This is a genomic window from Pseudomonas sp. KK18 (assembly GCF_037094675.1).
In the GTDB taxonomy this organism is placed as follows: Bacteria; Pseudomonadota; Gammaproteobacteria; order Pseudomonadales; family Pseudomonadaceae; genus Aquipseudomonas.
The window spans coordinates 910588-937399 of sequence record NZ_CP146605.1; the positions used below are offsets into that span (position 1 = coordinate 910588).

Consider the following 26812-nt stretch of genomic DNA (forward strand, 5'->3'; position numbering starts at 1 on the left):
TTCGGACACTCAGCCCACGCTGATCCGGACACCTGTTCCACGATCATTCGGACAGGCAGTCGGAGCGCAGCGACGCAGGGGTGGCATTGTTAGTCTGAGGTGCCCGGCGTCGTCAATTTCTGCGTCCGTTTGCGCATTGATTCACCCTCCAGATTGATCCGATAAGCGTTGTGCACCAGGCGGTCGAGGATGGCATCGGCCAGGGTCGGATCGCCGATCAGTTCGTGCCAGTTGTCCACCGGCATCTGGCTGGTGACGATGGTCGAGCGCTGGCCGTAACGGTCGTCCAGTAGCTCCAGCATGTCGCGCCGTTGCTCGCCGGTGAACGGGGCCAGGCCCCAGTCGTCGAGGATCAGCAGGTCGGTCTTGGCGTAGCTGCTCATCAGCTTGGCGAAGCGGCCGTCGCCATGGGCCAGACCCAGTTCTTCCAGCAAACGTGGCAGGCGCAGGTAGCGCACGCTGTAGCCCTCCCGGCAGGCCTGGTGGGCCAGGGCGCAGGCCAGCCAGGTTTTACCCACGCCGGTGGGCCCGTTGATGATCAGGTTGAGTCCGTCGCGTAACCACTGACCGCTGCTCAGCTGGAGGATCAGCGCCTTGTCGAGTCCGCGCGGGCTGCGGTAGTCGATGTCTTCGAGGCAGGCGTTGTGCTTGAGCCGGGCCTGACGCAGGCGGCTGCTGAGGCGCTTGTCGTCGCGTTCGGTCAGTTCGCGGTCGACCAGCAGGCCGAGGCGTTCCACGAAGCTCAGGCTGTCGATGTCGGGGGTTTTCAGTTGCTCGGCGAGTGCCTTGAGCATGCCGGTCAGGCGCAGGGTCTGGAGCTTGTCCAGGGTCGGATGGGGCAGCATGGTGGGATTCCTTGTGTTCAGTGGTAGTAGCCGGGGCCGCGCAGATTGGCGTGGTCGTCCGGCAGCAGGGGCAGGTTGGCTTGAGCCAACGGCAGGCTTTCCAAACCCTGGCGCAGGATCGATTCGAGGCTCTTGTAGCTGCACGCACCGAGGCTGAGGGCGCGACGGCAGGCCAACTCCAAGCGCACTTCGCCATGGGTCTTGCCCAGGCGCAGGATGCCCAGGCAGGCCCGGTAGCCTTGGGTTGGGTGGATGCGCCGTTCGAGGATGTGGCTGATCACGCCGGCCGTGTTCGGCCCGGTCTGCTCAGCCCAGCGGATCAGCCGTTGTGGCGTCCACTCGGCGTGCTCGCGATGGCTCTTGGGCATGTGCTCGGCCTGTGTGCTGTGCCGGCCCTTGTGCGGTGAGCGAAGGTGGCTGGCCACCCGCTGATTGGCGTGGAAGCACTCCACCGTGCGCGCTGTCAGGCGTACTTCCAGTTGTTTCTTCACCAGTTGGTACGGCACCGAGTAGTAGTGCCCATCAACCTCGACGTGGTAGTCGATGTGCACACGCGCCTTCTTCCACTCGGCATACACGTAGGGTTGCTCCGGCAGCGGCCGCAGCACCGGACGATCCAGGGCTTCGAAGGCCGAGTGCCGGGAGCCCGGCAGCTTGCGAAACGGTCGTCGGTTGAGGCGCTCCAGCAATAAGGCGATGGCGCTGTTGAGTTCGTTCAAGGAGAAGAACTGGCGGTTCCTCAGCGCGGCGAGGATCCAGCGCTCGACCACCTGCACGCCGACCTCGGCCTTAGCCTTGTCGCGCGGCTTACGCGCCCGCGCCGGCACCACCGCCACGCCATAGTGCTCGGCCAGATCGCGGTAGCTCGGGTTGATGTCCGGCTCGTAGCGATGGCTCTTACTCACCGCGCTGCGCAGGTTGTCCGGCACCACGATCTCCGGCACGCCCCCGAGGAAGGCGAAGCAGCGGGTATGCGAGCCCAGCCAGTCCGGCAACTGCTGCGACCAGGTGGCTTCGGCGAAGGTGTAGCTGGAGGCGCCGAGCACCGCGACGAACACCTGCGCCTGGCGGATCTCGCCGCTGTGCCGGTCGATCACCGGCACCGTCTGCCCGGCGTAGTCGACGAACAACTTCTCGCCGACGCGATGTTCCTGGCGCATCACCACGTCCAGCTTGCCCTGCCAGGCCCGGTAGTGCTCGCAGAACCAGCTGTACTGAAAACCCTGCGGCTGGCTCAGGCGATACTCCTGCCAGAGCAGCGCCAGGGTCACGCCGGGGCGACGCAGCTCGGCGTGCACCCAAGACCAATCAGGCAGTGGCCGCTGCTCACTGGGCACCGCAGGGGCCAGTGGGAACAGTTGCTGTTCCAGTTCGGAATCGGACAACGAGCAGGGCCAGGCTAGACCGCTGGCGGCAAAGCGACAGAGGTAATCACCGGCACTGCTGTGGCCTATGCCCAGACTGCGGGAGATCTTACGGACAGACAGCCCGCAATCGAACTTGAGGCGCAACACCTCACGGATTTTACGCATGGACAAACGCTCCACGACGACCTCTCTGCTTCGAAAAAGAGGTCGATGGTAGTGAATAAATCCTGCGTAGCTGCCTGCCTGGAAAGTGTCCGGATGGCCGTGGAATCGGTGTCCGGATGCTCGTGGAATGAGTGTCCGGATCAGCGTGGAATCACTGTCCGGATGTGCGTGGAATGGGTGTCCGAGTCAGCGTGGAATCCGCATCTCAAGCGCACCCAGGGTAATCAGACCCATCATCAGGGCGTAGGGTCCGCAAGCGGCATCAGCATCTCCTTGACGCATGTGTATCAGGCCCGGTTTGTCGAGGGCGCTGGTAACAGGGCCGTCGGGGGAAACCATTAGCCAGGGACTGACAAACATTTTATTCATTGCAAATTTCCTTGTCGCAAAGCTTTGACCGCAAAGCGGTTGCTTCCCTTGATAGATGGATGTGGCAATCAGCGGTACTGACTGCGGACGTCAGACCCGGACCACCGGGTAGCAGGCGTCTCCCCAGAGGGTGGCGGGCTTATCAAGCATTAACTCAATGACCAACGGGACCAGCTTGCCGAGCAGATTGCTGCAGTCGCGCAACTGAGGTCGATTGATGCTGCTGTCCCAGGTCGCACCGCCGTGCATGATCTGATTACGCAAGGTGTAGATTCGATTGAACAGCACCGCGAGCACTTCAGCGGTATCGCGCTGTGCCAGCGCTGCCTGCGCTCTGCGTCGGCCATCGGCAAAACGCTCGGTCCATTGCTGTTCGCTGATCTTGCCATTCTGGTAATCCCAGAAACTCTGAAAAACGTACTGATTGTCCAACAGCACGCGAATGCTTCCGGAAAATTCAGACCACACCAATTTCTCAATCTGCCGCCCCTGGTCCAGGTCGCACAGCTTGCGAAGAAAGGCGCGGAAGGTTTCCTGCTCCGAAAGTCGATAGTTCTCATCGATGTCAGTCGCATAGGCCGCGTTGAAGGCAATCCACAAGAAGACGAAACGGCCGTCGGCGTCGTCTGCCTGCTCTGCCCGCTGCAGCCAGCTCAAGGAGCGGTGTACACGCAAAGTGAGATTGACGTGATGAGTGTCGCGTTCAAGGCGGTGACGCGCCTTAAGGGTCTGGAAATCCATGAGGGCTGACTCGTTAGGCAGATAGGTGGTTGTCGTTCACATCGTGGTGTCATGCAAGGCCAGACTTTGGCGCTGACTGTCGATCAAGGACTGGCGTAGAGTCTTTGGCTCGTCGATACGGATGGCGCCAGCTTGTGACAGCAGCCACCATTTCAGCTCCCAGCTGTTGTTGATCGTGGCGGTCAAGAGAGCACCGTCCGATTCATCAATCAGTTTCATATCCTCCGACAGCGGAGTCTCGCGCAGGCGTTTGGCGAGAGTGGGGTCGACCCAGGCGCGTAACTGGATCATCTGGCCTTCGCCAAACTGCATGGCACCACTCTGGACGTAATCGGCTAGCTTGAAGTCCGCGGGTCTTCGGCCGGGTTGACTGAGAAGAGTGACGGCTTCGAAGCGATGGGCTGCGTACAGTCGAACGTCGTCGAAGACCTCGGCGCAGGCGACCAGGTAGGTGATCTGCCCGCGCTGCACCAAACCCAGTGGACTGAGCGCGAGTTCATGCACGCGATTTTTATTCGCCGACCGGTACCGGCAGTGCAGTTGCAAGTCTTCGAGCAGTGCTCGATGCAACTGGTCCAGATGCTCTGCATTGATTTCCGGGGCAATCAAGTTCAGTGCCGGTTGTACGCTGGCGACCTTGTCGACCCAGCGCGCCGAAGCGCTTTCCTCACCAAGAGCCGTGAGCTTTTGTCGCGCTTGACTGAAGCGAGGTTCAAGGCTCTTGAGCATCAGCCCGGGTACCAATGGGCGAATGCTGTCCTCCACCAAACGCAGGGTCAGCGCTTCTCCCACCGTGATTCCAGGCAGGTCGATGGAGCGTCCAGGTTGCCAGTACCAACCATAAGGCGTGCCTTTATCGTTGCAGTGCAATGGAAACAGGCTCGACAGTTCGTTGAGGTCTCGCTCAACCGTACGTTTTGTCGTGCGATGGCCGGCCTCTTCCAACTGTTGGAGGAGTTCGGCGGCAGTAAGGCCTGGGGCACGATTTGGAAGCAGTTTGAGCATTTCCCATTGGCGGGAGATGGTTGTGCGGGTGGAGTGCGTGGGCAACGCTGGTTTCCTTACTCTGGCTCACGAACCGCAGAGCATGGCGTCAAGCGTGAGTAATATCAACTGGCCATAAGCTCGAGGCAAAAAAGTCATCTCAATGTCCGGGGAGCCTCTGCCTTTACCTTTGGATGAAGCACATTGCACTCATGCGCGTCACACCTTGTCGCCGAGTGAGGAACAATGGATGTCGACTGAATTGATGGTGTGCCTGAATTCTTTACATATGGACGCGGCAAACTCTGCGCGCAAAGGAATAGTGTCTATCCGGGGCTCCGGACCTGTTCCGTTTGTTTACCTGTATGAACAAACAACGTGGACGTAGCCTGTTCTTTTGCTTAGGGTGTGGCCTTTCGACACTACTTGGAAGGGCGCGGGATGAAGCGCAAACAGTTCCTGGCACAACCTGAAGTTCAGTCTTTCATTGCATGGCTGGAAGCGAATTTGCCGACGCTCACGTTCAAGCTGCGTTTCAAGTCCAGCAAGTTCGTACCTGACGGTTTGGTGACTGATGTCCAAGGGTTCGAGCAGGTCCTTGAGCACTATTGCTGGAAGGCAAGTTGGCTGGACACCCACCCAAGCGCGGTGGATTCACAAACCTGGCCTGAAACCCGGCGCTCTCTCGGGCAGCTTCGCGAGTGGCTGACAAGTGCAGTCAACGCGGGCGATGAACAACAAGCTTTGCAGGCGTGTTTGCTAATCCTTCGTTGGGGTGGCGTGCGTGGAGCCATTCCCTTTTTGCATCGTTTGGCCGCAAATAACGAGTTGTCGCGTTATTTGAAAAAGTTGGCCGTGCTTGTGTCGCTTGACGGTAGCAATGATCTTGATGATCTCGATACGAGTAGCGTCGAGCGTTTCGATGCTGGCCTGACCAAGATTCACGCCTTGTTGGATATCTCGGGATCCCCCATTTATGACAGTCGCGTAGGCGCTGCGATTGCCATGTTGTATTCGATGTTTCGTCAACAATGGGTGGGAGTTGGCAAACCCTTGCTCGCATTCCCGTCCGGAGCCGCTCGTGGCAGCCAGATTCGTAACCCGGGAGCTTTCTTGAACGGGCTGGCGGCGCCGCAGTTTTCGGCGATCGATTATGCAGAATGGGCACGTTGGCAAGTGCGCTTGGGCTGGATTATTCGAGACCTGCTTGAACGTACCAAATGGTTCGCCGAGCAAGGGTCAATGCCCGCGCGTTGCCACGCCTTCGAGGCCAGTCTGTTTATGCTCGGCTACGACCTGCGGTGCTTCGGTGCGATGCTGGCGACTGATCCGAATCCAGCATTGCCAGAGATCGAGGTGAAGACGCGGGAAAGTGACGGCAATGGTTGGGTACCTACGGGGCACCCCTTCAGTCAGGTCCTCAAGGATTATCTGACGTTCCGTCACGGCGGCGCACTCGACAGTAAAGCGTCCTTCGTTGCCTGGCTGATGGCCGACCCAAACAATGATCAATCACTCAAGCGTGCTACCGCCCTGGGCTACTGTTTCCCGTTTACGATCCAGGAGTTCGACCTGTTCGGTCGGCCGCTCGAAGAGCTTGAGCGAATCGTTGCTGGTGGCAAGGATGGATTGTGTGCGGCACTGGCGACCGAGACATTGGAGCCATTCTCTCTGGGTGATGAACGGGTAGGTGTCTGTTTGGTGGATGTATTGATCACGGGCAATGCGTATCTGCGTGCGACGACCGAGAAAGAGCGCATCGACTACATCATGAGTGCCGGGTATGCAGGTACCGCGAACTCCGCAAGGACGTTGATGGCATTGGGGCGTAACGTGGGCAAGCACTTCGGTCTGCTGGATGAACAACATTTGCCGACGACTTTGTTTGGGCAATTTTTCTGCGAATGCTTGCTCGACGCCTGACTCCCATACGACATTGAACCAGCGTGACGCGATCCAGGTCGCTTCACCGGACCGGAGCGACCATGCAAACCCGAAACGGAATTCAGCTGTACTCCGCCTCAGATATCTGCGGTTTTCTTGAATGTCAGCACCTGACGGCGCTAGACCTTCAGAACCTTGTCTTGCCCATGGCAAAAGCGGCGGCGAGCGATCAGAACCGATTGATACAGGACAAAGGCCTGGCCCATGAGGCGGCCTTTTTCGAGCGGCTCAAAAGCGAATATGCCAACGTAGTCGACATTGCCCAGGGCAATCCGAGTTTCGCGCGTCGGGTGGAACTGACTATCCATGCCATGAAGGCCGGTGTCGACATCATCTTCCAGGCGTCGCTTCAGGAAGGCGCATTTATTGGTCATGCCGACTTTCTGCGTAAAGTGCCGCTGGCGTCGGCACTGGGCGACCACAGCTATGAGGTGATCGACACCAAGCTGGCGAAAACGGCCAAGGCCAAGTTCCTTGTGCAGGTTGCGCTTTATTCACGAATGCTGATCTCGATCCAGGGTGTGCAGCCAGCGTTTATGTATGTCGTACTCGGTGATGCTGCGCGTACCGAACAGGCCTTTCGGGTCGCCGCCTACGCCGATTATCTGGAGCATGTGCTGCAGCGTTTCGATGCGTTCGTGAACAGTGCCGAACCGCCATTCACCTATCCCGAACCATGCGGGCATTGTGGGTTCTGCGCCTGGCGTGATCGCTGCGACGAACAACGACAGCAGGACGATCACCTCTCGGCGGTAGCGGGTATCAGCCGTTCGCAAATCAAGAAGTTACAGAGTGCCGGCGTGACCACATTGCACCAGCTGGCGGACAGTGCCGACGACCTGCGCATTCCGAAATTGCAGGCAGAGTCGTTGAGCAAGTTGCGGCATCAAGCGCGTTTGCAGTTCCAGGGGCGTTCCAGTGATGTCCCGTTGTTCGAACTTCTGCCTGTCTCCGGTGAGCGGCGTGGCTTCCATCGGATGCCCAAGGCGGTCGAAGGTGATCTGTTCTTCGACATGGAGGGCAATCCGCTGGAGGAGGGTGGCTTGGAATACCTCTTCGGTCTGTACATCGACGAAGCTGGGCAGCAAACCTTCAAGCCCTTCTGGGCGCATACCCGAGAAGAAGAAAAGGTCGCCTTCGAGCAGTTCCTCGACTGGGTCATCGGTCATTTCAAGCGTTACCCCAACGCGCATATTTACCACTACGCCAGTTACGAAGAGACGGCCATCAAGCGCCTGATGAGCCAGCATGGGACACGCGAAGCACAAGTGGACTGGTTGCTGCGCAACGGCAAACTGATCGATCTGTACAAGGTCGTGCGCGAAGCGATCCGGGTTTCGGAGCCCAGTTATTCGATCAAGAATATCGAGCACTTTTACATGGATCAACGCGACGGCGATGTCACCAATGCTGGCGCGAGTATCGTGTTTTATGAGCGGTGGAAAGAGACCGGCGAATCGGTGTTGCTTGAGCAGATCGAGCGCTATAACGAAGACGATGTGCTATCCACGTACCTTTTGCGCAACTGGCTGCTGAAGATCAAACCGTCAAATTCCGGCGTTTTTATCGGAACTCAGGCCGAAAGCGAGAAGTCGGTCGTGGAGCAAAAGGAAATCGAGATTCTTCTGGAGAGTTATCGCGTTCGTCTGCTCGGTGGCCTGCCAATCGAGGAAGAGGCCATGAGTGACGAGGATCAGGTCACCTTGCTCACTTTCCAGTTACTCGACTTCCACCGCCGCGCAGATAAACCGACGTGGTGGCAGATGTTCAGCCGTCTGGACATGACGACCGAGGAGCTGCTGGAGGATATCGAGAGTCTGGCCGGATTGCAGCGTACAAAAACACCTGCGGAACCGATCAATCGGTCTTATCTGTATGAGTACAGTTTCGAGCCTCAAGAAACCAAAATGCGTACTGGCTCTCAAGGTCTCATCACCGAGTCCTTGGCCAGCGCACAGTTGGTTGATCTGGACCATGACAACGGTCTGGCGACATTCAAGGCAACAGAGAGAAATGCACCGCCTGATTACTTCGACATGATCCCCGGCAAGCCAATCCCGTCCACTTCGCTGCGCAAGGCGTTGTTCCGTTATGCCGACAGCCTCCTGGCAGGCGAACAGCGCTTCCAGGCGGTTACAGACTTCCTGCATCGACGCGCCCCACGGGTGAAAGACGTTGAGCCTGGTGCGCCACTGCTTGATCCCGGTCTGCCGACCATTGATGCCATCAAGCAAGTGGTACGCAACCTCGATAACAGCGTGCTGTTTATTCAAGGACCGCCGGGTGCGGGTAAGACCTATACCGGTTCCCATGTCATCGTGGACTTGCTCAAGGCAGGCAAGCGCATAGGCGTGACATCCAATTCGCACCACGCCATCAATAACCTGCTGGCGGCTGTCGAGTCTCGCGCGCAAGAGGAGGGATTCACTTTCAAGGGTTTGAAAAAATCCTCGGAGGGAGAGGGTACGGAATTCACTGGCCGCTGCATTCGTTCGATCGAGGACAAAACCGAATTTCTCGATGCTTGGGGGCCGAACATTGATTTGACGGCCGGCACTGCGTGGCTGTTTGCCGATCCCGCCTTCACCGAGCAACTGGACTATCTGTTCATCGACGAGGCTGGCCAGGTGAGCGTGGCGAACCTGGTCACGATGGGTATGGTTGCAAGCAACATCGTACTGATGGGCGACCAGATGCAACTGTCACAGCCGGTGCAAGGCGTGCATCCGGGCCGCTCGGGCGATTCCATCCTCGACTATCTACTGGATGGCACACCCACTATCGCACCTGATCGCGGAGTGTTCCTGGCGCAAACCTGGCGCATGCACCCCAGCGTGTGCTCGTTCATTTCGCAGGCTGTGTACGAAGGTCAGCTTTCTTCTGCGCCCGGTACCGAACAGCGGGTGTTGGTGCTGGATGGCCAGCGACCGGAAGTGCCGACTAGCGGGCTGATGTTTTGCCCTGTGGAGCACGATGGCAACAGTCAGAGTTCGGCCGAAGAGGCGGCACAGGTCAAAGACCTTTACGCATACTTCTTGCGCCAGCGTTATGTGGATAACAAGGGCGTTGAGCACGAGATCTGCATCGAAAACATCCTGGTAGTAGCCCCCTATAACCTGCAAGTGCAATTGTTGAAACAAGTGCTGCCAGCGGGCGCTCGAGTCGGTACTGTGGATAAGTTTCAGGGGCAGGAAGCAGAGATCGTCATCGTGTCGATGGCGACCTCGAATGAAGATTATCTGCCCCGAGACATTGGTTTTCTGTACTCGAAGAACCGCTTGAATGTGGCCGTCAGTCGGGCGAAGTCACTGGCATGTATTGTAGCCAGCCCTGATCTGACAGCCATTCGTTGTCTGACTCCGCACGACATGAGCCTGGTAAACGGATTGTGCATGGCTGTCAGGTATGGAGCGGTTACCAGCGCCCCTGTTCGTCGTGCATAGCAATCCCAAGGGGCTTTACATCTATCAGGCAAACCTGGCTCGAAGTGTGCTCGTGGCCTGGCCGAATGTGGACTGACCGCAATGACCGCTAGCCCACACTCGACCATGAGCGAAACACCTTGGAAAAGGGGATGCGCGCGCGTCAGTCATTCATGAGCCAGGGGCGCAACTCCTTGAGGTTGGTTGCCACGATTTGCTGTGCCTCGGGGTTAGTGGCCTGATTTCTCGGGTCGATCTGATAGCGTTGCAATACATACTTCACCAGCGCTCTACGACTGGGCACTACCAGCTGGCCATCAGTCATGCCAAAGTCGGTTTCGATGATTGACTTCTGCGCCGCGTTCAGCCGTCCATCGGCTGCAAAAATGACGGGAATCTCGGTATTCCAGTCTTCATCCAGCTCGCGAGTATTCTGCGATTCATCGAGCAAATCCGGCTGGCCCCGCAGGCGGCTGAGTACAAAGTCGCGGTACTGGCCGTTCTTCTCGCAGTAAGCCCGCACATGCCAGCGCATACCGGTGTAGACCAGTGTGTGAGGGGCGATCAGTCGAATTTCCACGTTTGGTGTGTTGAGCGATACGTACTCGGTTTCCAGGCGCAGGCCATCGCGACAGGCCTTGAGCAATGGGCGCAGGACTTCCGGCCGGATCGGGCGATCCGGGACTTCCAGCACCTTGGTGTGAGCGTAAGCCAGGGCGAGCCCATCAATGTGAGGAGCGCGTTCGTTGTTCTGGTAGAGCAGGTGCAAATAGGCGCTTGCGCTGTCGTCGATGAACAGCGGCGTGAACGCCTTGCCGGGCACGTAGCCTTTTATTTTTTTGTCATATGTAAGGTTTTTAGGCGCATGTTCCGTGATGTAGGTGTTGATGTCCTTGGACGCCTGCTGGCGACTGATACCGAAGCTCTGCATCAAGTGTCCCGTGGTCAACCGGCCCTCCCACCAGGCAACGGTCTCAATCAAACGATAGCGAAGTGCCAGATCCCAGCGGACCTGTTCGATGGACTGCTTGCGTTTCATACCCTCTCCATGTGCGCGAATACTTTACCTGTATAAGTCTACATTCTAGACCTGTCGCTTAACACTACATATCGTGTGTCTGTCTTCAAAATGAATTGAAGTCACGAAAGGAAGTGGACATGAGTATGTCGGAAGCGGTTTCGACGGGTGCATTGCTGATGATGGGAGCAATCCTGCTGGTGTTACTGCATCAGTGTCTGAGATTGCGTGAGCTCTGGCAGATGGCTATGGGCTGCCAAAAAAATGCGCGCTGGGCGCGGATTTGGGAGGCAGAGAACCGCGAGTTGCGTTCGGCACTGCGCGCTGAAAAAGCACATATCGAGCAGTTGCAAAGAAAGCTGGTGATTTTGCAGGAATTGATCCCGGCTGAGGGATAAGGGAATGGACATGAACAGACTTGAACGGATCAAAGGCTGCCTGCTGGGAGGCGCTGTTGGCGACGCGTTAGGCGCCCCAGTGGAGTTTCTCGAGTGGTCGGTAATCGAAGCCAGGTTCGGTCCACAGGGAATCATCGATTTTGTTCCGGCGTACGGTATCACCGCCGCCATTACCGATGACACTCAGATGATGCTTTTTACCGCGGAAGGCTTGTTGCGGGCCTACGTGCGCGGTAGCTCACGAGGGGCTTGCCACGTCCCTGACGTCATTCATCATTCACTACTGCGATGGCTGATAACCCAGGGTCACGCTGCTGCGATACCGGTTGATCGAGACGGGTGGTTGTTCGAGCAACCGGCGCTCTGGTCTCGGCGCACACCTGGTACTACCTGTCTCACTGCACTCAAGGCCAGTCCACGGCTGGGCGCTGTGGCCGAGAACAACAGTAAAGGCTGTGGTGCCCTGATGCGAGCCGCACCTTGCGCCTTCTTTGCAAACGCCTTTGACTACGCTGCCCAGTCAGGACGCCTGACTCACGGGCATCCTACGGGCTATCTGGCGGCCGGGATGTTTGCCGATATTCTCCAGCGCATTGTCGATAGAGAAGACAGCCTGGAACACGCGATCACTCAGAGCCTGGCCCAATACGGTCAAGTTCCCGGTATGGAAGAAACACGAGCCCTCATTGAGCGTGTTCTCTTCTTCTTTTACGAGGGCTACCAGCCCACCGCGCAACGAATAGGCGAACTCGGTGGTGGCTGGGTCGCCGAAGAAACGCTGGCTATCGGATTGTGGTGCGCCCTGGCAGCCTCCTCGTTAGAAGAGGGCGTGATCAGAGCGGTGAATCACGGTGGTGATAGCGACAGTACCGGGCTCATCACCGGGCATTTGTTGGGGGCACAGTATGGTGCTACAGCGATTCCTGCTCGATGGTTAGAGCAACTGGAATTGCGTGAGGTGATTGAGCAGGTAGCTGAGGATCTTGAGCGCGTGCCGCGTGAGTACTGTGGGGTTGGCGGCGTGTTCGATCAGCAGATCGAATTGGCATATCCCGGGAGTTGAGCGCACGTAACGCAGGCTGGCTCAAAGGGGCGCTCGCGGAGCTACTGGCGCTGCAACGATTCTGAAGAATAGGTGGGTGATAGTTCGCCCGTTTTATCGAGCCGCGAACAGGACGGGGCTTTGAGCATTGAGACTTCACATCAGCTTTGTTCAGCACGATGTACAGCGACTCTGCATGGAACGGCGTGGACTCGATGAATTCAATGTCGGAGTATCGATGATACACAGGTTGCCAAATAGGTCCGGATCCATGGGAGCCTTGACGCTGGTGAAGGGCAGAATGCGCTGGTCAAGTACGTGGTGCAACGCTTTCAGATCAACTCCAATGTCAACGACCCCAAGCCCGAGGCCCAACAACTGGTGCTGGCGAACCGGGCTCATTTGCGGCCGTGGCTTTGCATCGATTGAAACGCGGCAGGAGCATGCGCGTTGTGACGTTCACGCCCCTGTCTGCTGGCTACCCTGGCTACCCTTGATCAGATCGCCCGATCGAGCAGCTGCGCCTCGGCGATTTGGCCATCTTGATAACGCAGCAACACCTGGTGTTCACCTTGATTGAATAGCGATTGGTGCAGCTGGCGGATGTCGAATGGACCTTGTGCCAGCGAACCGGCAATGCTGTCCAATTGCGCCGTGAAGCTTTGGCTTAGCGTGCTATCGAGGCTGAAGACTCGTGAGCTGGTCAGTTCCATCTGCGAGCTGTACACACTGCGACTCTGGGTGGCGATAGCGTCGAGCTGCCCCAGACTTGCAAGTACCTTGGCTGCAGCGCTGCAGTGACGTTGCTGCGGATCAGCCATATAGCGCAAGGCGCTGCTCACAACCTGCAACTGAGTAGCTTGCAAGTATCCGCTCACCCAACCTTCCATCTTCGCCAGGCTGCCTTTCAGCGCTTGGCGGGCACTGTCTGCCCCGAACAGCTTGTCGGCCTCGACAGCCTGGGCGACGTCCAGCTCTTCTTTCATTTTGCGGTCGAAGAATTGCCTCAGAGCCGTGATCTGGCTGTGCTGGCTTTCGAGGGTCTGCACAGCGTAGTGACTAATGCCGTCTTGCGCGTAGTGGTCGAGCAGGTCCTGGGTATAGTCGACCATTCCGGCGAGCGATTCCCAGCGGGCTTCGTCCAGTTCGCGCAGCACGCTGTCGAGCTGGCGTTTAATGGCGTTCAGCTTCTCGTTGATATCGTGCAAGTGCTTCTGGCCCACGGCTGAGGACACCGCGTTCCACACCGCACCGCTGAGTAGCACGTTCTGCAGGTCTTCAGGCAATGACAGGCTGGCCTGCTCGCTGATCTTGCCACCGGTACGGACGAAAGCTCTGACGCTGCCATCATTGTTGGCGTTTTTGGTCAGTGTCTCGAAGGGCAGGCTACACACTACATAGTTGCCCCTGGACATCTCTCCTAGCGCGGCAAGCCCCGGCACATTGGCCAGCAACGGGCTGAGCGCGCTGATCTGGTCGGTGGGGAGCGCACGATGTACGCCTGCAGGTGGTCGCTGCAGCACGTTGAGTTTCAGCAGTGTTTCGCCCTGGCCGTTCTGCACGACCAGCTCCGAAGCGCCCGGCGTGGAGGCGGGAGCGACAGTGTTCGGCGCCGGTGAGCGTGTCGCAGGCGCTTCGTGGCGCAGGCGAATCCAGCCCATCTGGGCCACAAATGGCACGGTCACCCGGTAGGCTTCGGCAATGCTGCTATGCAGGCCGAAGCCTAACGTGGCGACGGCGCCTATGGGGTTCAGGCGAAACCCCGTGGTTGCCACGGTGAACAACGCCGCGCTGCTTGCTGCCGACAGACCGACTGCAGAGCCAGAACTGACTGAGAGCGCGTCCTTGAGGTTGAACAGCCCGGCCAGCACCATGGTACTGGTGGTGCGCTCAAAGCGATCTTCGGGTGCCAACTCACGCCAACCGGCACCGAACAGCGCCAAGGCGATCTGACGTTCCTTGTCGGCGACGGACCGGCTCGCTGCGTCGCTGCCATTGAGCTTCTGATAAACGTCGTTGACGATTTCGGCATAGGGCACAGCGGACTTTTTCAGGAAACGGCGCGTCAGGTTCATCGCCGAGTGCCCGCCGAATTGCTGCAGTTCGTGTCCCAGCAGCTCGAGCTGCTGTTGTTCGTAGCCGGCAGGTCGGGAGCTGTGCTTGGCTTGTACCAGCCGCTTCTTGATGTCCGCGTCCAGACCGGCGCGGCCTCTTGAGAAGTCGGTGATGATGTCCACCAACATGTCCACCTCATCGGCCTTGGCGCTGAGCAGGCTGGCGAAGAGTTCGTCGTCGCAATCGATTCCTGTAGTTGCCATCGTGTTCTTGCCTCTCGGTGTCTAAATCAGGTTCAGGGGAGCCGCCGGCCAATATGGAGCGTGGGCTGCATCGCGCTAATTTGCCGTCGGCGGCTGCGTGGCCACTACCAGTTGAACCTCCACTCGACGGTTGAGGGCACTGGCGGGGTCTACGCCCGGTTTGGGGCGTGAGTCACCGTAGCCTGCCACCACCACGCGCCGTGCCTGCTGTGGCTCAATCGCCTGAATCAGCAGCTTGCGAGCCTCGCGTGCCCGTGCGGCAGACAAGGTGTAGTTGTCGTCATACACCGTGCAAAAACGCTCATAGTCGGTGACCGGGCGGGAAACCGGCAGGTTGTCGGTATGCCCCTCTACCAGCACTTGTCCCTGGCCGTAATCCTGGATGAAGGTGGCCACCCGTGCGCTGAGCAGGGTCAGTGCGCCCTGGGCGGCTGGGGTAATGCAGGCGCTCCCTCGGGCGAAGGCATTGTCGGGGAGGGTCAGACGGCGGTTCTGAATGTCGATGTCCACCAGATCCGTTTCGCCGGTGCGCTGCAGGTCCGACTGCATAGCGGCCAGCAGTTTGCTCAGGCTTGCCCGCTGGGCTGCGTCGCCTTTGCTGCGCTCTTCTTGACGAGCGGCCTCCATCTGCTGCTTCTCAACTGCCATCGCAGCCTCGGCCGCTTTGTTCTGCAGCACCGACACCACAAGCATCAGCATCACTACGGCCATTACCCCAGACATAAGGTCGGAGATCGAGACCCATTCATTGGGTTTTTCTTTCATGGCCGTCTCACGCTGTCAGAGGCTCGTCGGAAGGCTTGCGTGCCAGCGGCTGCTGGGCTTGATCGGCCATCTGCTGGAGCAGGGCAACCGTAGAGCCCGCCGCTTGCTGCAGGGGTTGCAGGTGATTGGAGAACTGCTGCCCGACCTTTTCCGCCAGCGCTTGGGGCAGGTTGGCGACCTGCTGCGTGCCTTGCTGCGTGCTGGTTGTCAGCGTCTTGAGTTGGGAGGACAGCTGCGCCAGATTTTTCACCGCTTCGCTGAGCAGTTGGCCGCGCTGGTGCGGGTCGCTGCGCAGCTCACCTGCCAGTTTTTCGAGCACTAGCAAGGTTTGCGTGCCTTGGGCGAGCAGTTCCTGGAAATGCCCATGCAGCTTGTCAAAGCTATCGGGCAGCTCTTTCAACTGTTCGAGCTTCTTGCCCGTGGCTCGCATGTTCCTATTACTCTCAGAGATATCAGTCAGCCCTTGAGTGATCTGTTCTCCCAGCGTCCTCATGTTTTTTTCCATCTGACTGATGGCGCCGTTGAGCTCGTCGTTGGTCGTCGTGAACATCGCGCTGGCGTTGGTCTGAGCCCTGTTGGCCCCTTCGATGTTGCGGCTCACGCTCGCCATCACCTCATTGACCTCGCCAGAGAGCCGGACTACGGCCTCGGAAATATTGTCGGTAGCCGATCGCAGGTTCTCCGACATCGTCGTGGTGTTGTGAGTGAAGTCCTGGCTCATCCGGTTGACGTTATCCATCATCCCGGTCTGCAGCTCGTTCATTACGTCACTCAGGCGTGAGATGTTGGCATCGAGACTGCCCTGCATCGTCTGCAGGTGGGCATGGAAGTCATCGTTGAGCTTGTCGATGGCCGCACCGACGCTCTTCTCCATGGTTAATACGCTGCCTTCCAAGGCACTTGCAGATTGGGCCAGCTGCTTCGCGGCTTTACCCATGGTAATGCCGGCTTGCTCGAGCGTATTGAGGTTGTTGGTACTGGTGGTGACGAACAACTCCAGGCTCTGCTGGCTGGCTTGTGTATGCGCGCCAACTGCCTGTGTCGCTTCGATACCTTTAGTCGAAAGTGTGGCCAACTCATCAAACCGCTCTTGCAGATGAGTCGCCTGCGCGCGGTCTGCGTCGAGTTGCGCGCCATGCTGCTCAGTCAGGGTCGCCAGCAAGGTTTGGCTCTGGCGCTCACTTTCATCTCGCGCGTGCTCCCATTGCAGGGTAGCGGTCTGTTGTAGGCGCTCCGTCAACTGGTGGCCGTGTTCGAGTGTCTGCCCCAGCCCGGTGAGCTGCTGGCTCGACTGTTCCAGTTGCGCCTGTAGGCGGCCGAGGCCAGCGTCGAGGCCCAGCAGGGTTTCTCCTTGGCCCTCGAGCAGGTCCAGGCGCGGCAGGTGGGCGGAGTAGCGAGCCAGTGCCGCGAGATAGCCTTCCGCTCCGCTGAGTTGTTGCAGCTGCTGCAGTTGCCCGTCCAGATTGGCGGCGGTCCGCGCGAACTGCTCATCGCAGGTTTGTCCGCGTTTCAACTCGATCAGCTTAAGCTGCTTGAGTTCATTGCCCAGCAATTGGCTCTGACCGGCAATGGCCTGCACCAGTTGCTCACCGACGGCGGCCAGGGCCTGCCGGGTGAGTTGGTCACGGAGCTCGGTTGCGTTCTTGTGCTGATCCCGGCGGTTGTCGATGTCGCGCTTCATGCGGTCGACGCACCAGCCGGTCCGGCGGCTTTCAGCGGACCAGCGGGCAGAGTCCCACAGTTTCAGCGCGATAAAAGCGATGATCCCCCAGGTCGAGGTTTTGAACTTGGTACCCAAGTCTTTCATCATGCCCGTGAGCTGGCCCAACGAGTCGCTCATTGCGTTCAGAGAATCGGCGTTGCCCTGCAGGATTCCAGAGGCTTTGTCCAAGGCCATGCCCAGGCCCAGGAAGGTTCCCAGCAAGCCGACGATTAACAGCAGCCCCGGCATATTGGCTACGATGCGTTCGGGTAGAGTGGCCACTGCCTGGTTCAACTCACCGAGTGCCCCGTGCTCGATGTCCAGCGCGCCCTTGTGCGTGCCGCCTTGCCAGTTGCGCTCCCAAGCCGGAGCGCGGCCGAACACCTCGGCGGTGATCAGCGAAACCAGCATGCCACCTATGATCACCGTGCAGAATACCAACTCCAACGGGTTCCCCAACGATGGCGATAGGAACTCCAGAACTGTGCCACTCACGCTGCCACCTCAACCTGGGTGAATTGTTCGGCACGCTTGCGGCAGTCGGCTTCGAAGATGTTGGCGAAGCTGATGATCAGCGATTGTTCCTCGCGCTTGAGGTTCTCCCACTTCTCGCCGTTTTGGGCGCAGCGAATCAGCAGTTCACCCACCTCAAAACCGTCGTCGATAAGGTATTCACGGTCCTGGTCGATCAGGCGCTGCTCGTCATTTTCCAGTAATTGCAGGAAGCCCTCGGCTGCATAGACATAGTTGCGCTTGGCGAGGACATCGCTGGCAAGTTTGTCCAAACGGGCCTCGTCGGTAGGCAACAGTTTTTCGAGGTCGGTGAGCACCTTGGCCTCCTCGACCGGCAGTGGTTCCAGCTTCGCTAAATTGTTCAGGCGCTTGACGATCACCTGGTCGCGGGACACGCGCTTGCCCAACTCCTCCCAGGTGTCTTGATGCTGCTTTAGGTCCAAGCCCCACACGTTGATCATCTCTTCGAACACGAACGGGATCACCGGCTTGCCGAATCGAGCGGTGGTCAAGCTGTCGAGGCGCTCCATGGCATCGTCATCGAGTTCGGCGTGGCCTTCTATCAACTGGCTGGCGATCTGAATGATGAACAGCGGCTCATCCAGCACATTGTGAATTTCTTTGACGTGCTCCATCTGCTCTTCGTACAGGGGCAGCAGTTTCTGCACGGCTCGAATGCGTAGGTAGTGCTCGAAGTTGACGAACGCTTCATCCTCGACCAGTCGGCTGATCCGAGCACGAACCAGCTCGTAGCGGTTGCTCATGGCCAGGCCTTCGAGCGCTTGGCGGCCCGACTCATCAACGCGCTCCATCGCGGCTTCGAGGTCGGCGGCCCGCTGTTCGGCTTCTTTGACTTCCTGATCGTTAAGCAGATGGCGCTTGATGTCGCGGGCGCGGGCGATAACCCATTTGATCGCCGCATCGACCTTGGCTACAAGCGGATGGTTATCCAGATGCTCCAAGACAGCCAGTGCCTTGTCGAGCGCCATGCTGATGCCCTGAACCCAAGGGATTGGCACATTCGCGGCGATGGTCCTCAGCACCATACGGGCTTTGGAGATATAGGGCTTGGCGGCCTTGTATAGACGCTTGACTTCACCAACGAAGGTTTCGGCCTTGTCAGCCAGCCAGTTGACCGCCTCTACGACCTTCTCCTTGACCACCTGAACCGCTTTGCTGACAAAACCTTTGATCTTGCTCAACCAGCCCATTTACCCGTCACTCCTTGAGTTCACGCCCAACAATTTGCGTGCGATATCGGTACGCCCGGTCTGTTCGCCAGGTGTGGAAACATTTATGTCATTGCGTGCCAGGAGCAATTGCTCGATGGCGCCGAGCACATGCTCAGGCGTCAGCCGTCCACCGCCGCCTTCCAGCAAGGGTTTGGGCAACGCCAGGCGCAGGCAGGTGCGGATTTCCCGGCCAGAGAGACCGGCAGAGGGCTGCACTAGCGCCTCAATCAGATCTTCGCGCACCAGGCTCAGAGGGATGCCTTGGACCAGCAGCTTGGCCCAGATCGCTCGACGTTCGTCATCACCTGGAAGCTCGAAATGAATATGCTGAGAGATGCGGCTGACGAACGCCGAGTCGTAATTGCGAGCGAAGTTGCTGGCGAAAATCACGATCCCGGGGTGTTTCTCCAACTCGATCAGCAGGGTCGAGCGCATCGCGTTGACTTCATTGTCGATGCCCTGGGTCACTGAGGATAGGCGACGACCGAGCAGCGTATCGGCCTCATCGAGAAACAGCACCGCGTCCTCGTTGCGCGCTGCGGCAAACAGGCTGACGATGTTCTTCGAGGTGTCACCCATGAACTTGCTTTCCAGGTCAGCGATGCTGGCATTGATCAGCCGCTTGCCGATACTGCCGGCGAATGCTTCGGCGGTGAGGGTCTTGCCGGTCCCTGGGGCGCCATGAAAATTGAGCAGCGTGCCTCTGCCGTTTGGGTCGACCTGCGCGAAACCCCAGGTCTCATAGATGACGTCGTGATAGCGAATCTTGACTAAAGCCTCATCCAGTTGCTGACGATTACTGGCCGAGAGCACCACGTCCCGCTCAAGGGTGAAGCGCGGTTCGCTGCTGCGTTGCGGTGCACAGGCGTCAGCTAGGGCGGGTGCGTCGGGAGCGACGAGTTCAGGACGAAGGTTTTTGTACAGGTATTCTCTGGAAGACATGCTCAGCTCTGTCTCAGGTTATGGGGCAGGCAGATGACCAGGCCGGAGGGCGAATGGCTGAGCAGAGCAAATGTGCGGCGCAGGGGAATGTTCACACGAGAATTCCATTTGTCGAGGTGATGGGTGCGAAATGAATTGTGGCCATTTGCTTGTATCGACCGGCTGCGACGGTACTTGAGGTGGATGTAAAAGAAAAGCGCGTCGGATTTATTCTCGTAAGCCGGTTGGGGCTGGGCTTGCTGCTTCCACTGCGAACTGGCATTTTGCGCGAAGATATCAATGCGGCATCATGCCGAATGAGCGTGAGCAACCCTCACGACGACCGTCCTGAAAGCGTCGCGACGACCGAAGAGGAAAAACGATGTCGATCCCGGATTTTCAAAGTGTCATGCGCCCCGTGTTGGAGGCTGTTCGGGACGGTGTTGCGATACCGCTTAGCGCACTTCGCGAGTGCATCGCTGATGTACTCCAGCTAACTGAAGATGAGCGCAAGGAGCGGCTGCCATCTGGGCATCAAACGGTGATCAACAACCGCGTGGGCTGGTCTAGGACGTATCTCAACAAAGCAGGTTTGTTGACTATCCCGAGCAAGGGCATGGTGCAAATCACCGACCGTGGTCGGCAAGCGCTGGCCAACGGCCCTGCGCGCATCACCGTGACTTGGCTGAAGCAGTTTCCTGAGTTCGCCGATTTCCACACCGCCAAACCCCAGACCACCGAGGTGCTGAGCGTGATGGGGGGTGTGGCTGTGGAGCGCGCCGAGACGACCCCGGATGAGCAACTGGCTGATGCTCACCAGGCACTTATTCAGTCGCTCGCCGAAGACCTTCTGGCACAGGTGAGGGCTGCCAGTCCGATTTTCTTTGAGCAGCTGGTGGTCGATTTGATGTTGGCCATGGGCTATGGCGGCTCGCGTAAAGAAGCCGGCAAGGCAACCCAGGCTACTAATGATGATGGCATCGACGGGATTATCAATGAGGATAAGCTCGGGCTGGACGTGATCTACCTGCAGGCCAAGCGCTGGAGCAATACGGTGCATCGGCCGGAGATTGATAAGTTTATCGGTGCGCTGACTCGGCAGCGGGCGCGTAAGGGGGTGTTTATCACCACCTCGGATTTTTCCGTGGGGGCCCGGGAGGCGGCGCTTGGGCTGGATATCAAAGTGGTGCTGATCGATGGGGTTGAGATGGCTCGGTTGATGGTTGAGAACAATTTGGGGGTTAGTGTTAAGCAGGTTTATGAAGTGAAGCAGCTGGATAGTGACTACTTTTCTGGGGAGTGAAGGTGGGGGAGGTGGGTTGATTGCTTCACCGGGGTGATTTTAATCTGCTCAGTAAGCTATTGATTTATAAAACTAATATCGACTTTTGTTTTTGGTTGGAATACCAATTGGAATACAGCACTCCACTTGACTACTCGTTTGCATTCGAACTGACCAGCACGCTTCGTAACCATGATTGGCAGTGAACTGCCCATAGCTGCAGATGGCGACAGGTAGAAGTCGGTCAACGATCGGATCGGGGCGCTGAGCATCTTTCTACTCGGCCTGCGCAGTTCATGCCTTTCTGTCCTGCATCAGCATCCGATCATGTATCGTGATGTAACGCTAAAATTTGGCCATGCCTCGCGGTCAGAAAGGACTCTGGATGTATGAGTGAATCAGCAATTCCGAACGCTTTGATTTTCGATTTGGAGGTGGTACCTCCGACTGAGTCAAAGCCGGCCAAAATAATAATGGTCGGGGCGTTGCGGCCCACTACAGGCCAAGAGTTAGAGCTCAAGATTTCCAAAGATCCAATGGCGGCGCTTGCTCAGTTGGATGCACTGGGGCAGGGGGCAGACTGTGTACTTGGGCACAACCTGATCGACCACGACCTGCCATTGCTCAAGTCCCAGGCACCTCAACTGGCGCTGCATGACCTAGCTGTAGTCGATACCCTGCGCTTGTCGCCGCTGGCTTTTCCAAAAAATCCGTATCACCGGCTGATCAAAGATTACAAACTCATCCGCGAAAGTTTGAATTCCCCGCTCGGAGACTGCCGCTCAACGCTTACGCTTTTCCAGGACCAGCAGGCCGCGTTTGCCGATCTGAAGTTGATGAATGTACGGGAGCTAATGTGCTACCAAACATTGATCGCTGCAAAAGGTAGTGACCTTGAGTCTATATTCCAGGCGATTACACAGACCCCTGCGCTTCCTCTCGAAGAGCTGCGCGCGGCAATCACGCAGCTTCTGGTCGAGACTGATCCGGCGTTCAAACGGCAATACAAAGTTTGCCAGACCCGGCTCTTCAGCTTGTTGGAAAATGATCTGGAGCGGGATGAGTTGCGCTGGCCACATGCCTATGCGCTCGCCTGGCTTCGCGTCTCTGGCGGTAACTCGGTGCTCGCACCTTGGGTGAGGCATCAGTTTCCCGAGGTCGGCCGAATCATTGGAGAGTTGCGCGATACCCCCTGTGGGAAAAAGGAGTGCGAGTACTGCAGCTCCGAGCATGACCCGGTCCAGGAGTTGAAACGCTACTTCGGTCACGACGAATTCCGTCGTGATAGCGATGGTCGGTCTCGCCAGCATGATGTGGCGCTTGCTGGTATGCGCGGTGAAAACGTCCTTGCCGTATTGGCCACAGGGGGCGGTAAGTCAATCGGCTATCAACTGCCGGCCCTGAACCGCTATCACCGAAATGGCAGCCTGACGATCATTGTCTCGCCGCTCCAATCGCTGATGAAAGATCAAGTAGATGGGCTGATCGCATCCAACGTCCAATGTGCTGCCGCCCTGAGCGGTCTGCTGACTCTCCCTGAGCGAGCCGATGTCCTGGAAAAAATCCAGATGGGTGACATCGGCGTGCTGCTCGTCTCGCCTGAGCAGTTTCGCAACAACACTTTTCGCCGGGCCCTCAGGCAGCGACAGGTTGGCGCCTGGATCTTCGACGAGGCCCACTGCCTGTCAAAGTGGGGTAATGATTTTCGCCCTGACTACTTGTATGCCTCGCGCTTCATTAGTGAATACCACAGAGACCAACCGCTCGCTCCGATTGGATGCTTCACTGCGACAGCCAAGCCGGACGTACTGGCGGACATCCGCGCGCATTTCCAAGACACCCTTGGCATTACTTTCAAGGAGTTCATTGGCTCGCACGAACGCGTCAACCTGCGCTTTGAAGTTGTCCCGTGTCAGAAGTCGGAAAAACGCCAGCGTACACAGCAGTTGCTGGAAGACAATCTGGTCACCCAAGAGGGAGGGGCCGTGGTCTTTGTCTCCAGCCGTAAAGGTGCGGAGGAGCTTTCGGAGTTTCTGGTTGGGAAGGGTTGGGCTTGCAAGTATTTCCACGCAGGGCTCCCGCCTGGCGAGAAGACCGACATTCAGAACGATTTCATCAAAGGGGTGCTTCGAGTCATCGTTGCCACCAACGCCTTCGGCATGGGGGTCGACAAGAAGGATGTCCGCCTGGTCATCCACGCGGATATCCCCGGCTCACTTGAAAACTACCTGCAGGAGGCTGGCCGCGCCGGTCGAGATCAGGAAAGCGCCCGCTGCGTGCTGCTCTACGATCCACAGGATATTGAAGCGCAGTTTGGGATAAGCGAGCGCTCCAAGCTCAGTCTTCGTGATATCCAGCAAATTCTGAAAAAGCTGCGCGGGGAAACTTCAAAGCGCAAAGGACGAGAGTTGGTTATTACGGCCGGCGAGATTCTGCTGGATGCAACTGTCGAAACGACATTCGCGGCAGAAGATCGTGATGCCGAAACCAAGGTGGTGACGGCCATCGCTTGGCTGGAACGTAGTGATTTTCTGCGCCGTGAAGAAAACCAGACGCGTATCTTTCCCGCCCGCGCTGCGCTCACCCTTGAAGAATCGCAGGCGCGTCTCGTGGAGGCGAAACTCCCCCAACGCAGGTTTGCCGAATTCAAGGCAATCCTCAACTACCTTTTTCAGGCCAAGGCCGACCAACGCATCAACACCGATGAACTCATGACGCTTACCGGCCAGTCGCTGGAGGAGGTTGCCGGGGCCTTGAAGCAGATGGAGCAGATGGGAATCCTGATCAATGATTCTCAGCTGACGGTGTTTGTCCGGCATGGCATCGTCGGCTCATCCAATCAGCGGCTCATGCAATCGCTGGAACTTGAAAAGGCATTGTTCGAGTTGCTGCCTGAACTCTCGCCAGATGCAGAAAATGGTGAATGGCAAGACATCAACCTTTCCCAGCTCAACACCGCATTGAAGGCCAGGTTGGAGCGCGACGATGTGAATCCCATTCAGGTACTCAGGCTGCTCAAGAGTCTGGCCCAGGATCGCGACGGTGAAAGCCAACAGCGCAGCACCTTCGAAATTCGCCCGATCAATCGTGATCATTTGAAGCTGCGCTTTACCGGCCGTCATAGTTGGAAGCGTATCAGTGCGTTTGGTGAGAAACGCCGCACCATTGCAACGCTGCTGCTTAATTACCTCATCTCCCAACTTCCACCGGGTGCCCGAGCCCGCGACCTGATGGTCGATACCACCTTTGGCAAGCTGGTCGCCACGCTTGAGGGCGATCTGGTCTTGAAATCCACGATGCCGGCAGGTCAGTTTCGCAGAGCGGTGGAGCACGTGCTGTTGTATATGCACCAGCAGGAAATCCTGACTCTGAACCACGGTATGACCGTCATGCGGCGTGCGATGACAATCAAAGTGGACGGCGAAAAGGCTGAAAAGAAGGTGGGGTTTTACAAGGACGATTACGCGAAGCTCGATGAACATTACCGGGAAAAATGTGTTCAGGTGCATGTCATGCGTGAATATGCCGAGCGCGGAATCCATGACATGGAACCGGCGCTCAGGCTGGTACTGGCGTACTTTGGCAACCCCAAGCGTGACTTCATCAAAGAATATTTCAATGAGCGCGAAGAAGTTCTGAAACTCGCAACCAGCGAGCAGTCTTGGAAGGCCATCACCCATTGCTTGAGTACCGTCCAGAGATTGGTCGTTGCCGACAACGATGACGTCAACCGATTAGTTCTGGCCGGTCCAGGGTCTGGCAAGACACGTGTCATCGTCCATCGGATTGCTTACTTGTTGCGCGTGCGCCGAGTACCCGCCAGCAGCATCATTGCCTTGGCATTCAACCGGCATGCGGCCAATGAAATCCGCAAGCGCTTGTTAGCATTGGTTGGAGCCGATGCTTACGGTGTCAGCGTACTGACCTACCACGCGATGTCGATGCGATTGACCGGCACCCGCTTCGAGCGCGGTGAGCCCGTCGATGAGAAGCGGTTGACTCAGGTAATCACCGATGCGGTGCACTTGCTGGAGGAGGGTGGTCGGGCGACCGGTGAGGACAACTTATGCGAGCAACTGCTGCGTGGCTACCGTTACATCATGGTTGACGAGTACCAGGACATTGATGAGATGCAGTACCGACTAGTCAGTGCGTTGGCTGGGCGCAATGCAGAAGAGGACGGGCGCTTATGCATTTTGGCGGTTGGTGATGACGATCAGAATATTTACGACTGGCGCCATACCAGCAATCAGTACATCGAGCAGTTCCGCGACAACTACGATGCCAGCGTCACCTACTTGGTGGATAACTATCGTTCGTCCGCCAATATCATCAATTCGTCGAACCGGGTGATCGGGGAAACTGAAGGCCGGATGAAGGCAGATCATCCCATCACCATCGACAAGGCTCGCCGGGAGCTACCCGCAGGTGGGCAATGGGAGGCGAGAGATCCGTCCCGGGCGGGTAAGGTGCTGCGAATCCAGCTTCCTTTTGCTGACCGGTCCAATGGCAACCTACAGGCTCAAGCTATGGCGGCTGAGCTGGCGCGGCTTATTTCACTGGAGGAAAACGGCACCTGGAACGGATGCGCGATACTGGGCCGAACTCATGCCTATCTCAAACCGGTCCAAGCCTGGTGCGAACTCAACGAGGTCCCTTATTTTCTCGCCTCCGAGAATGAGGACTCAATCCCTTTAACGCGCCAGCGGGGCTTCCTGAAAGGGATAGGGTGTTTACGCTTGATCGAGCAGCCTCAGACGGCGACGGAGGTCATCTCTACGCTTCGGCCGAGCCTGGATGATCCGCACTGGCAAGAGTTCTTTGAAACAGCCCTCCTGTGCCTTGTTCAGGAAATGGGCGAATGCCAGCTGTCTTCACAGTCAATCATCGACTGGTTATACGAGTACCCGCGGGCACTTCGCAAACAAGGAAGGCAGGGCTTGTACCTTGGCACCGTACATTCCGCCAAAGGCCTGGAGTTTCGCCATGTCGGATTGCTGGACGGCGCCTGGAGCAGCACATCTCAAAACTTGAATGCCGATCGCCGCCTCTACTACGTTGGCATGACGCGGGCGGAACAAACATTGACCTTGGGAGAGTTCGAGTCCGGAAATCCTTTCAGTCCCAAGCTTTCACACGGTGCCTTGGTACAAAGCTTTTCCGGCGATTTCGATCCACGACTGTCTCGCACCTACATTCAGCTTTCGCTGGCTGACGTAGACATCGGCTTTGCCGGCAGAAGCACTGCGACGCATCAGATACACCGGGCGATCGCCGAACTACAAACGGGCCACCCCCTTCTGCTCACGCGCGATGGCGAGCGGTACTTGCTTCAGGACGCCCAAGGGCGAGTCGTTGGTCGTACTGCGAAAAACTTCAAAGCGAACGTAGAGATAGACCAGTGTCATGTGGAAGGGATAATCGCCCGGTATGCCGATGAGGCTGATCTGCAGTTTCGACCTGCTCTGAAAATGGACATGTGGGAGGTGGTGATTCCTAGAATCAGCGGGACGCCGAGGTAATGTTCTGGCGCTTCGGCGCCTACATATGTGCGAATACTTTACCTGTACAGGACCACACTATGGACGTGTCTTGTGAGATTACATATCGTCTCTCTGCCGGCGCTTGCCGGGAACAGCTACTTCTGCTGGAGGGTATGCAAATAGAGCCGCCGCGCGAGGCGTCATGGAGTTGCATCGATGCATACCTCTGGCCGCAGCCGACTTGTGTGCTGCTCAAGCTGCTTGATTCCATGCCGATACGCGTTCTCGACGATGTATCGAA

Annotated in this window: 17 protein-coding genes; 6 read left to right on the plus strand and 11 right to left on the minus strand. The window is 57.7% G+C overall.

What is annotated here, in order from left to right:
• Positions 1 to 89: 89 nt before the first annotated feature.
• The 5 genes from istB to V6607_RS03920 form a co-directional block, all read right to left on the minus strand.
• On the minus strand, positions 90 to 845 hold the full coding sequence (gene istB, locus V6607_RS03900; protein ID WP_083375454.1) for an IS21-like element helper ATPase IstB: 756 nt from the start codon (positions 843 to 845) through the stop codon (positions 90 to 92).
• A 17-nt stretch (positions 846 to 862) separates the two neighbouring features.
• Positions 863 to 2377 carry an IS21 family transposase gene (gene istA / locus V6607_RS03905; protein ID WP_038408847.1) on the minus strand — a complete coding sequence of 505 codons (1515 nt, stop codon included), beginning with the start codon at positions 2375 to 2377 and terminating at the stop codon, positions 863 to 865.
• A gap of 186 nt (positions 2378 to 2563) precedes the next feature.
• Positions 2564 to 2746 (minus strand): hypothetical protein, encoded by a 183-nt coding sequence (locus V6607_RS03910; RefSeq protein ID WP_338743206.1) that lies wholly within the window; start codon positions 2744 to 2746, stop codon positions 2564 to 2566.
• Positions 2747 to 2836: 90 nt separating this feature from the next.
• A complete protein-coding gene (locus tag V6607_RS03915) occupies positions 2837 to 3487 on the minus strand; it encodes a HEPN domain-containing protein (RefSeq protein WP_070413312.1) in 651 nt (216 codons plus the stop codon).
• 36 nt (positions 3488 to 3523) lie between these two features.
• On the minus strand, positions 3524 to 4537 hold the full coding sequence (locus tag V6607_RS03920) for a WYL domain-containing protein (protein ID WP_070413313.1): 1014 nt from the start codon (positions 4535 to 4537) through the stop codon (positions 3524 to 3526).
• A 375-nt stretch (positions 4538 to 4912) separates the two neighbouring features.
• Here V6607_RS03920 and V6607_RS03925 point away from each other — a divergent pair, with 375 nt between their 5' ends.
• Both V6607_RS03925 and V6607_RS03930 read left to right on the plus strand, forming a co-directional pair.
• Complete coding sequence (locus V6607_RS03925) at positions 4913 to 6394, plus strand: hypothetical protein (protein WP_338743207.1); 1482 nt, start codon at positions 4913 to 4915, stop codon at positions 6392 to 6394.
• Between the two features lie 62 nt (positions 6395 to 6456).
• Entirely contained in the window at positions 6457 to 9858 is a 3402-nt protein-coding gene (locus tag V6607_RS03930) for a TM0106 family RecB-like putative nuclease (protein ID WP_070413315.1), read from the plus strand.
• A gap of 142 nt (positions 9859 to 10000) precedes the next feature.
• Here the strand turns inward: V6607_RS03930 and V6607_RS03935 are convergent, their stop codons facing one another.
• The gene (locus V6607_RS03935; protein WP_019582650.1) at positions 10001 to 10876 is read right to left on the minus strand and encodes a WYL domain-containing protein; all 876 of its coding nucleotides are present in this window, start codon (positions 10874 to 10876) and stop codon (positions 10001 to 10003) included.
• A 119-nt stretch (positions 10877 to 10995) separates the two neighbouring features.
• Between V6607_RS03935 and V6607_RS03940 the strand changes: the two genes are divergently transcribed.
• Positions 10996 to 11253, plus strand: a complete 258-nt coding sequence (locus V6607_RS03940; RefSeq protein WP_069673146.1) for a hypothetical protein — start codon at positions 10996 to 10998, stop codon at positions 11251 to 11253.
• Between the two features lie 10 nt (positions 11254 to 11263).
• Entirely contained in the window at positions 11264 to 12316 is a 1053-nt protein-coding gene (locus V6607_RS03945; RefSeq protein WP_070413365.1) for an ADP-ribosylglycohydrolase family protein, read from the plus strand.
• Positions 12317 to 12792: 476 nt separating this feature from the next.
• On the opposite strand, the gene V6607_RS03950 is transcribed toward V6607_RS03945, so the two are convergent.
• The 5 genes from V6607_RS03950 to V6607_RS03970 all read right to left on the minus strand — a co-directional run bounded on the left by V6607_RS03950 (position 12793) and on the right by V6607_RS03970 (position 19767).
• Entirely contained in the window at positions 12793 to 14613 is a 1821-nt protein-coding gene (locus V6607_RS03950) for a hypothetical protein (protein ID WP_338743212.1), read from the minus strand.
• A gap of 75 nt (positions 14614 to 14688) precedes the next feature.
• On the minus strand, positions 14689 to 15378 hold the full coding sequence (locus tag V6607_RS03955) for an OmpA family protein (protein ID WP_070413317.1): 690 nt from the start codon (positions 15376 to 15378) through the stop codon (positions 14689 to 14691).
• A 7-nt stretch (positions 15379 to 15385) separates the two neighbouring features.
• Complete coding sequence (locus tag V6607_RS03960) at positions 15386 to 17491, minus strand: hypothetical protein (protein ID WP_338743213.1); 2106 nt, start codon at positions 17489 to 17491, stop codon at positions 15386 to 15388.
• Positions 17492 to 17571: 80 nt separating this feature from the next.
• On the minus strand, positions 17572 to 18804 hold the full coding sequence (locus V6607_RS03965) for a hypothetical protein (RefSeq protein WP_106116480.1): 1233 nt from the start codon (positions 18802 to 18804) through the stop codon (positions 17572 to 17574).
• Complete coding sequence (locus tag V6607_RS03970; protein WP_070413320.1) at positions 18805 to 19767, minus strand: ATP-binding protein; 963 nt, start codon at positions 19765 to 19767, stop codon at positions 18805 to 18807.
• Positions 19768 to 20128: 361 nt separating this feature from the next.
• On the opposite strand from V6607_RS03970, the gene V6607_RS03975 reads away from it, so the two are divergent.
• Positions 20129 to 21049 (plus strand): restriction endonuclease, encoded by a 921-nt coding sequence (locus V6607_RS03975; RefSeq protein WP_069673153.1) that lies wholly within the window; start codon positions 20129 to 20131, stop codon positions 21047 to 21049.
• Between the two features lie 368 nt (positions 21050 to 21417).
• On the plus strand, positions 21418 to 26550 hold the full coding sequence (locus tag V6607_RS03980; protein WP_070413321.1) for a RecQ family ATP-dependent DNA helicase: 5133 nt from the start codon (positions 21418 to 21420) through the stop codon (positions 26548 to 26550).
• Positions 26551 to 26812: the final 262 nt, after the last annotated feature.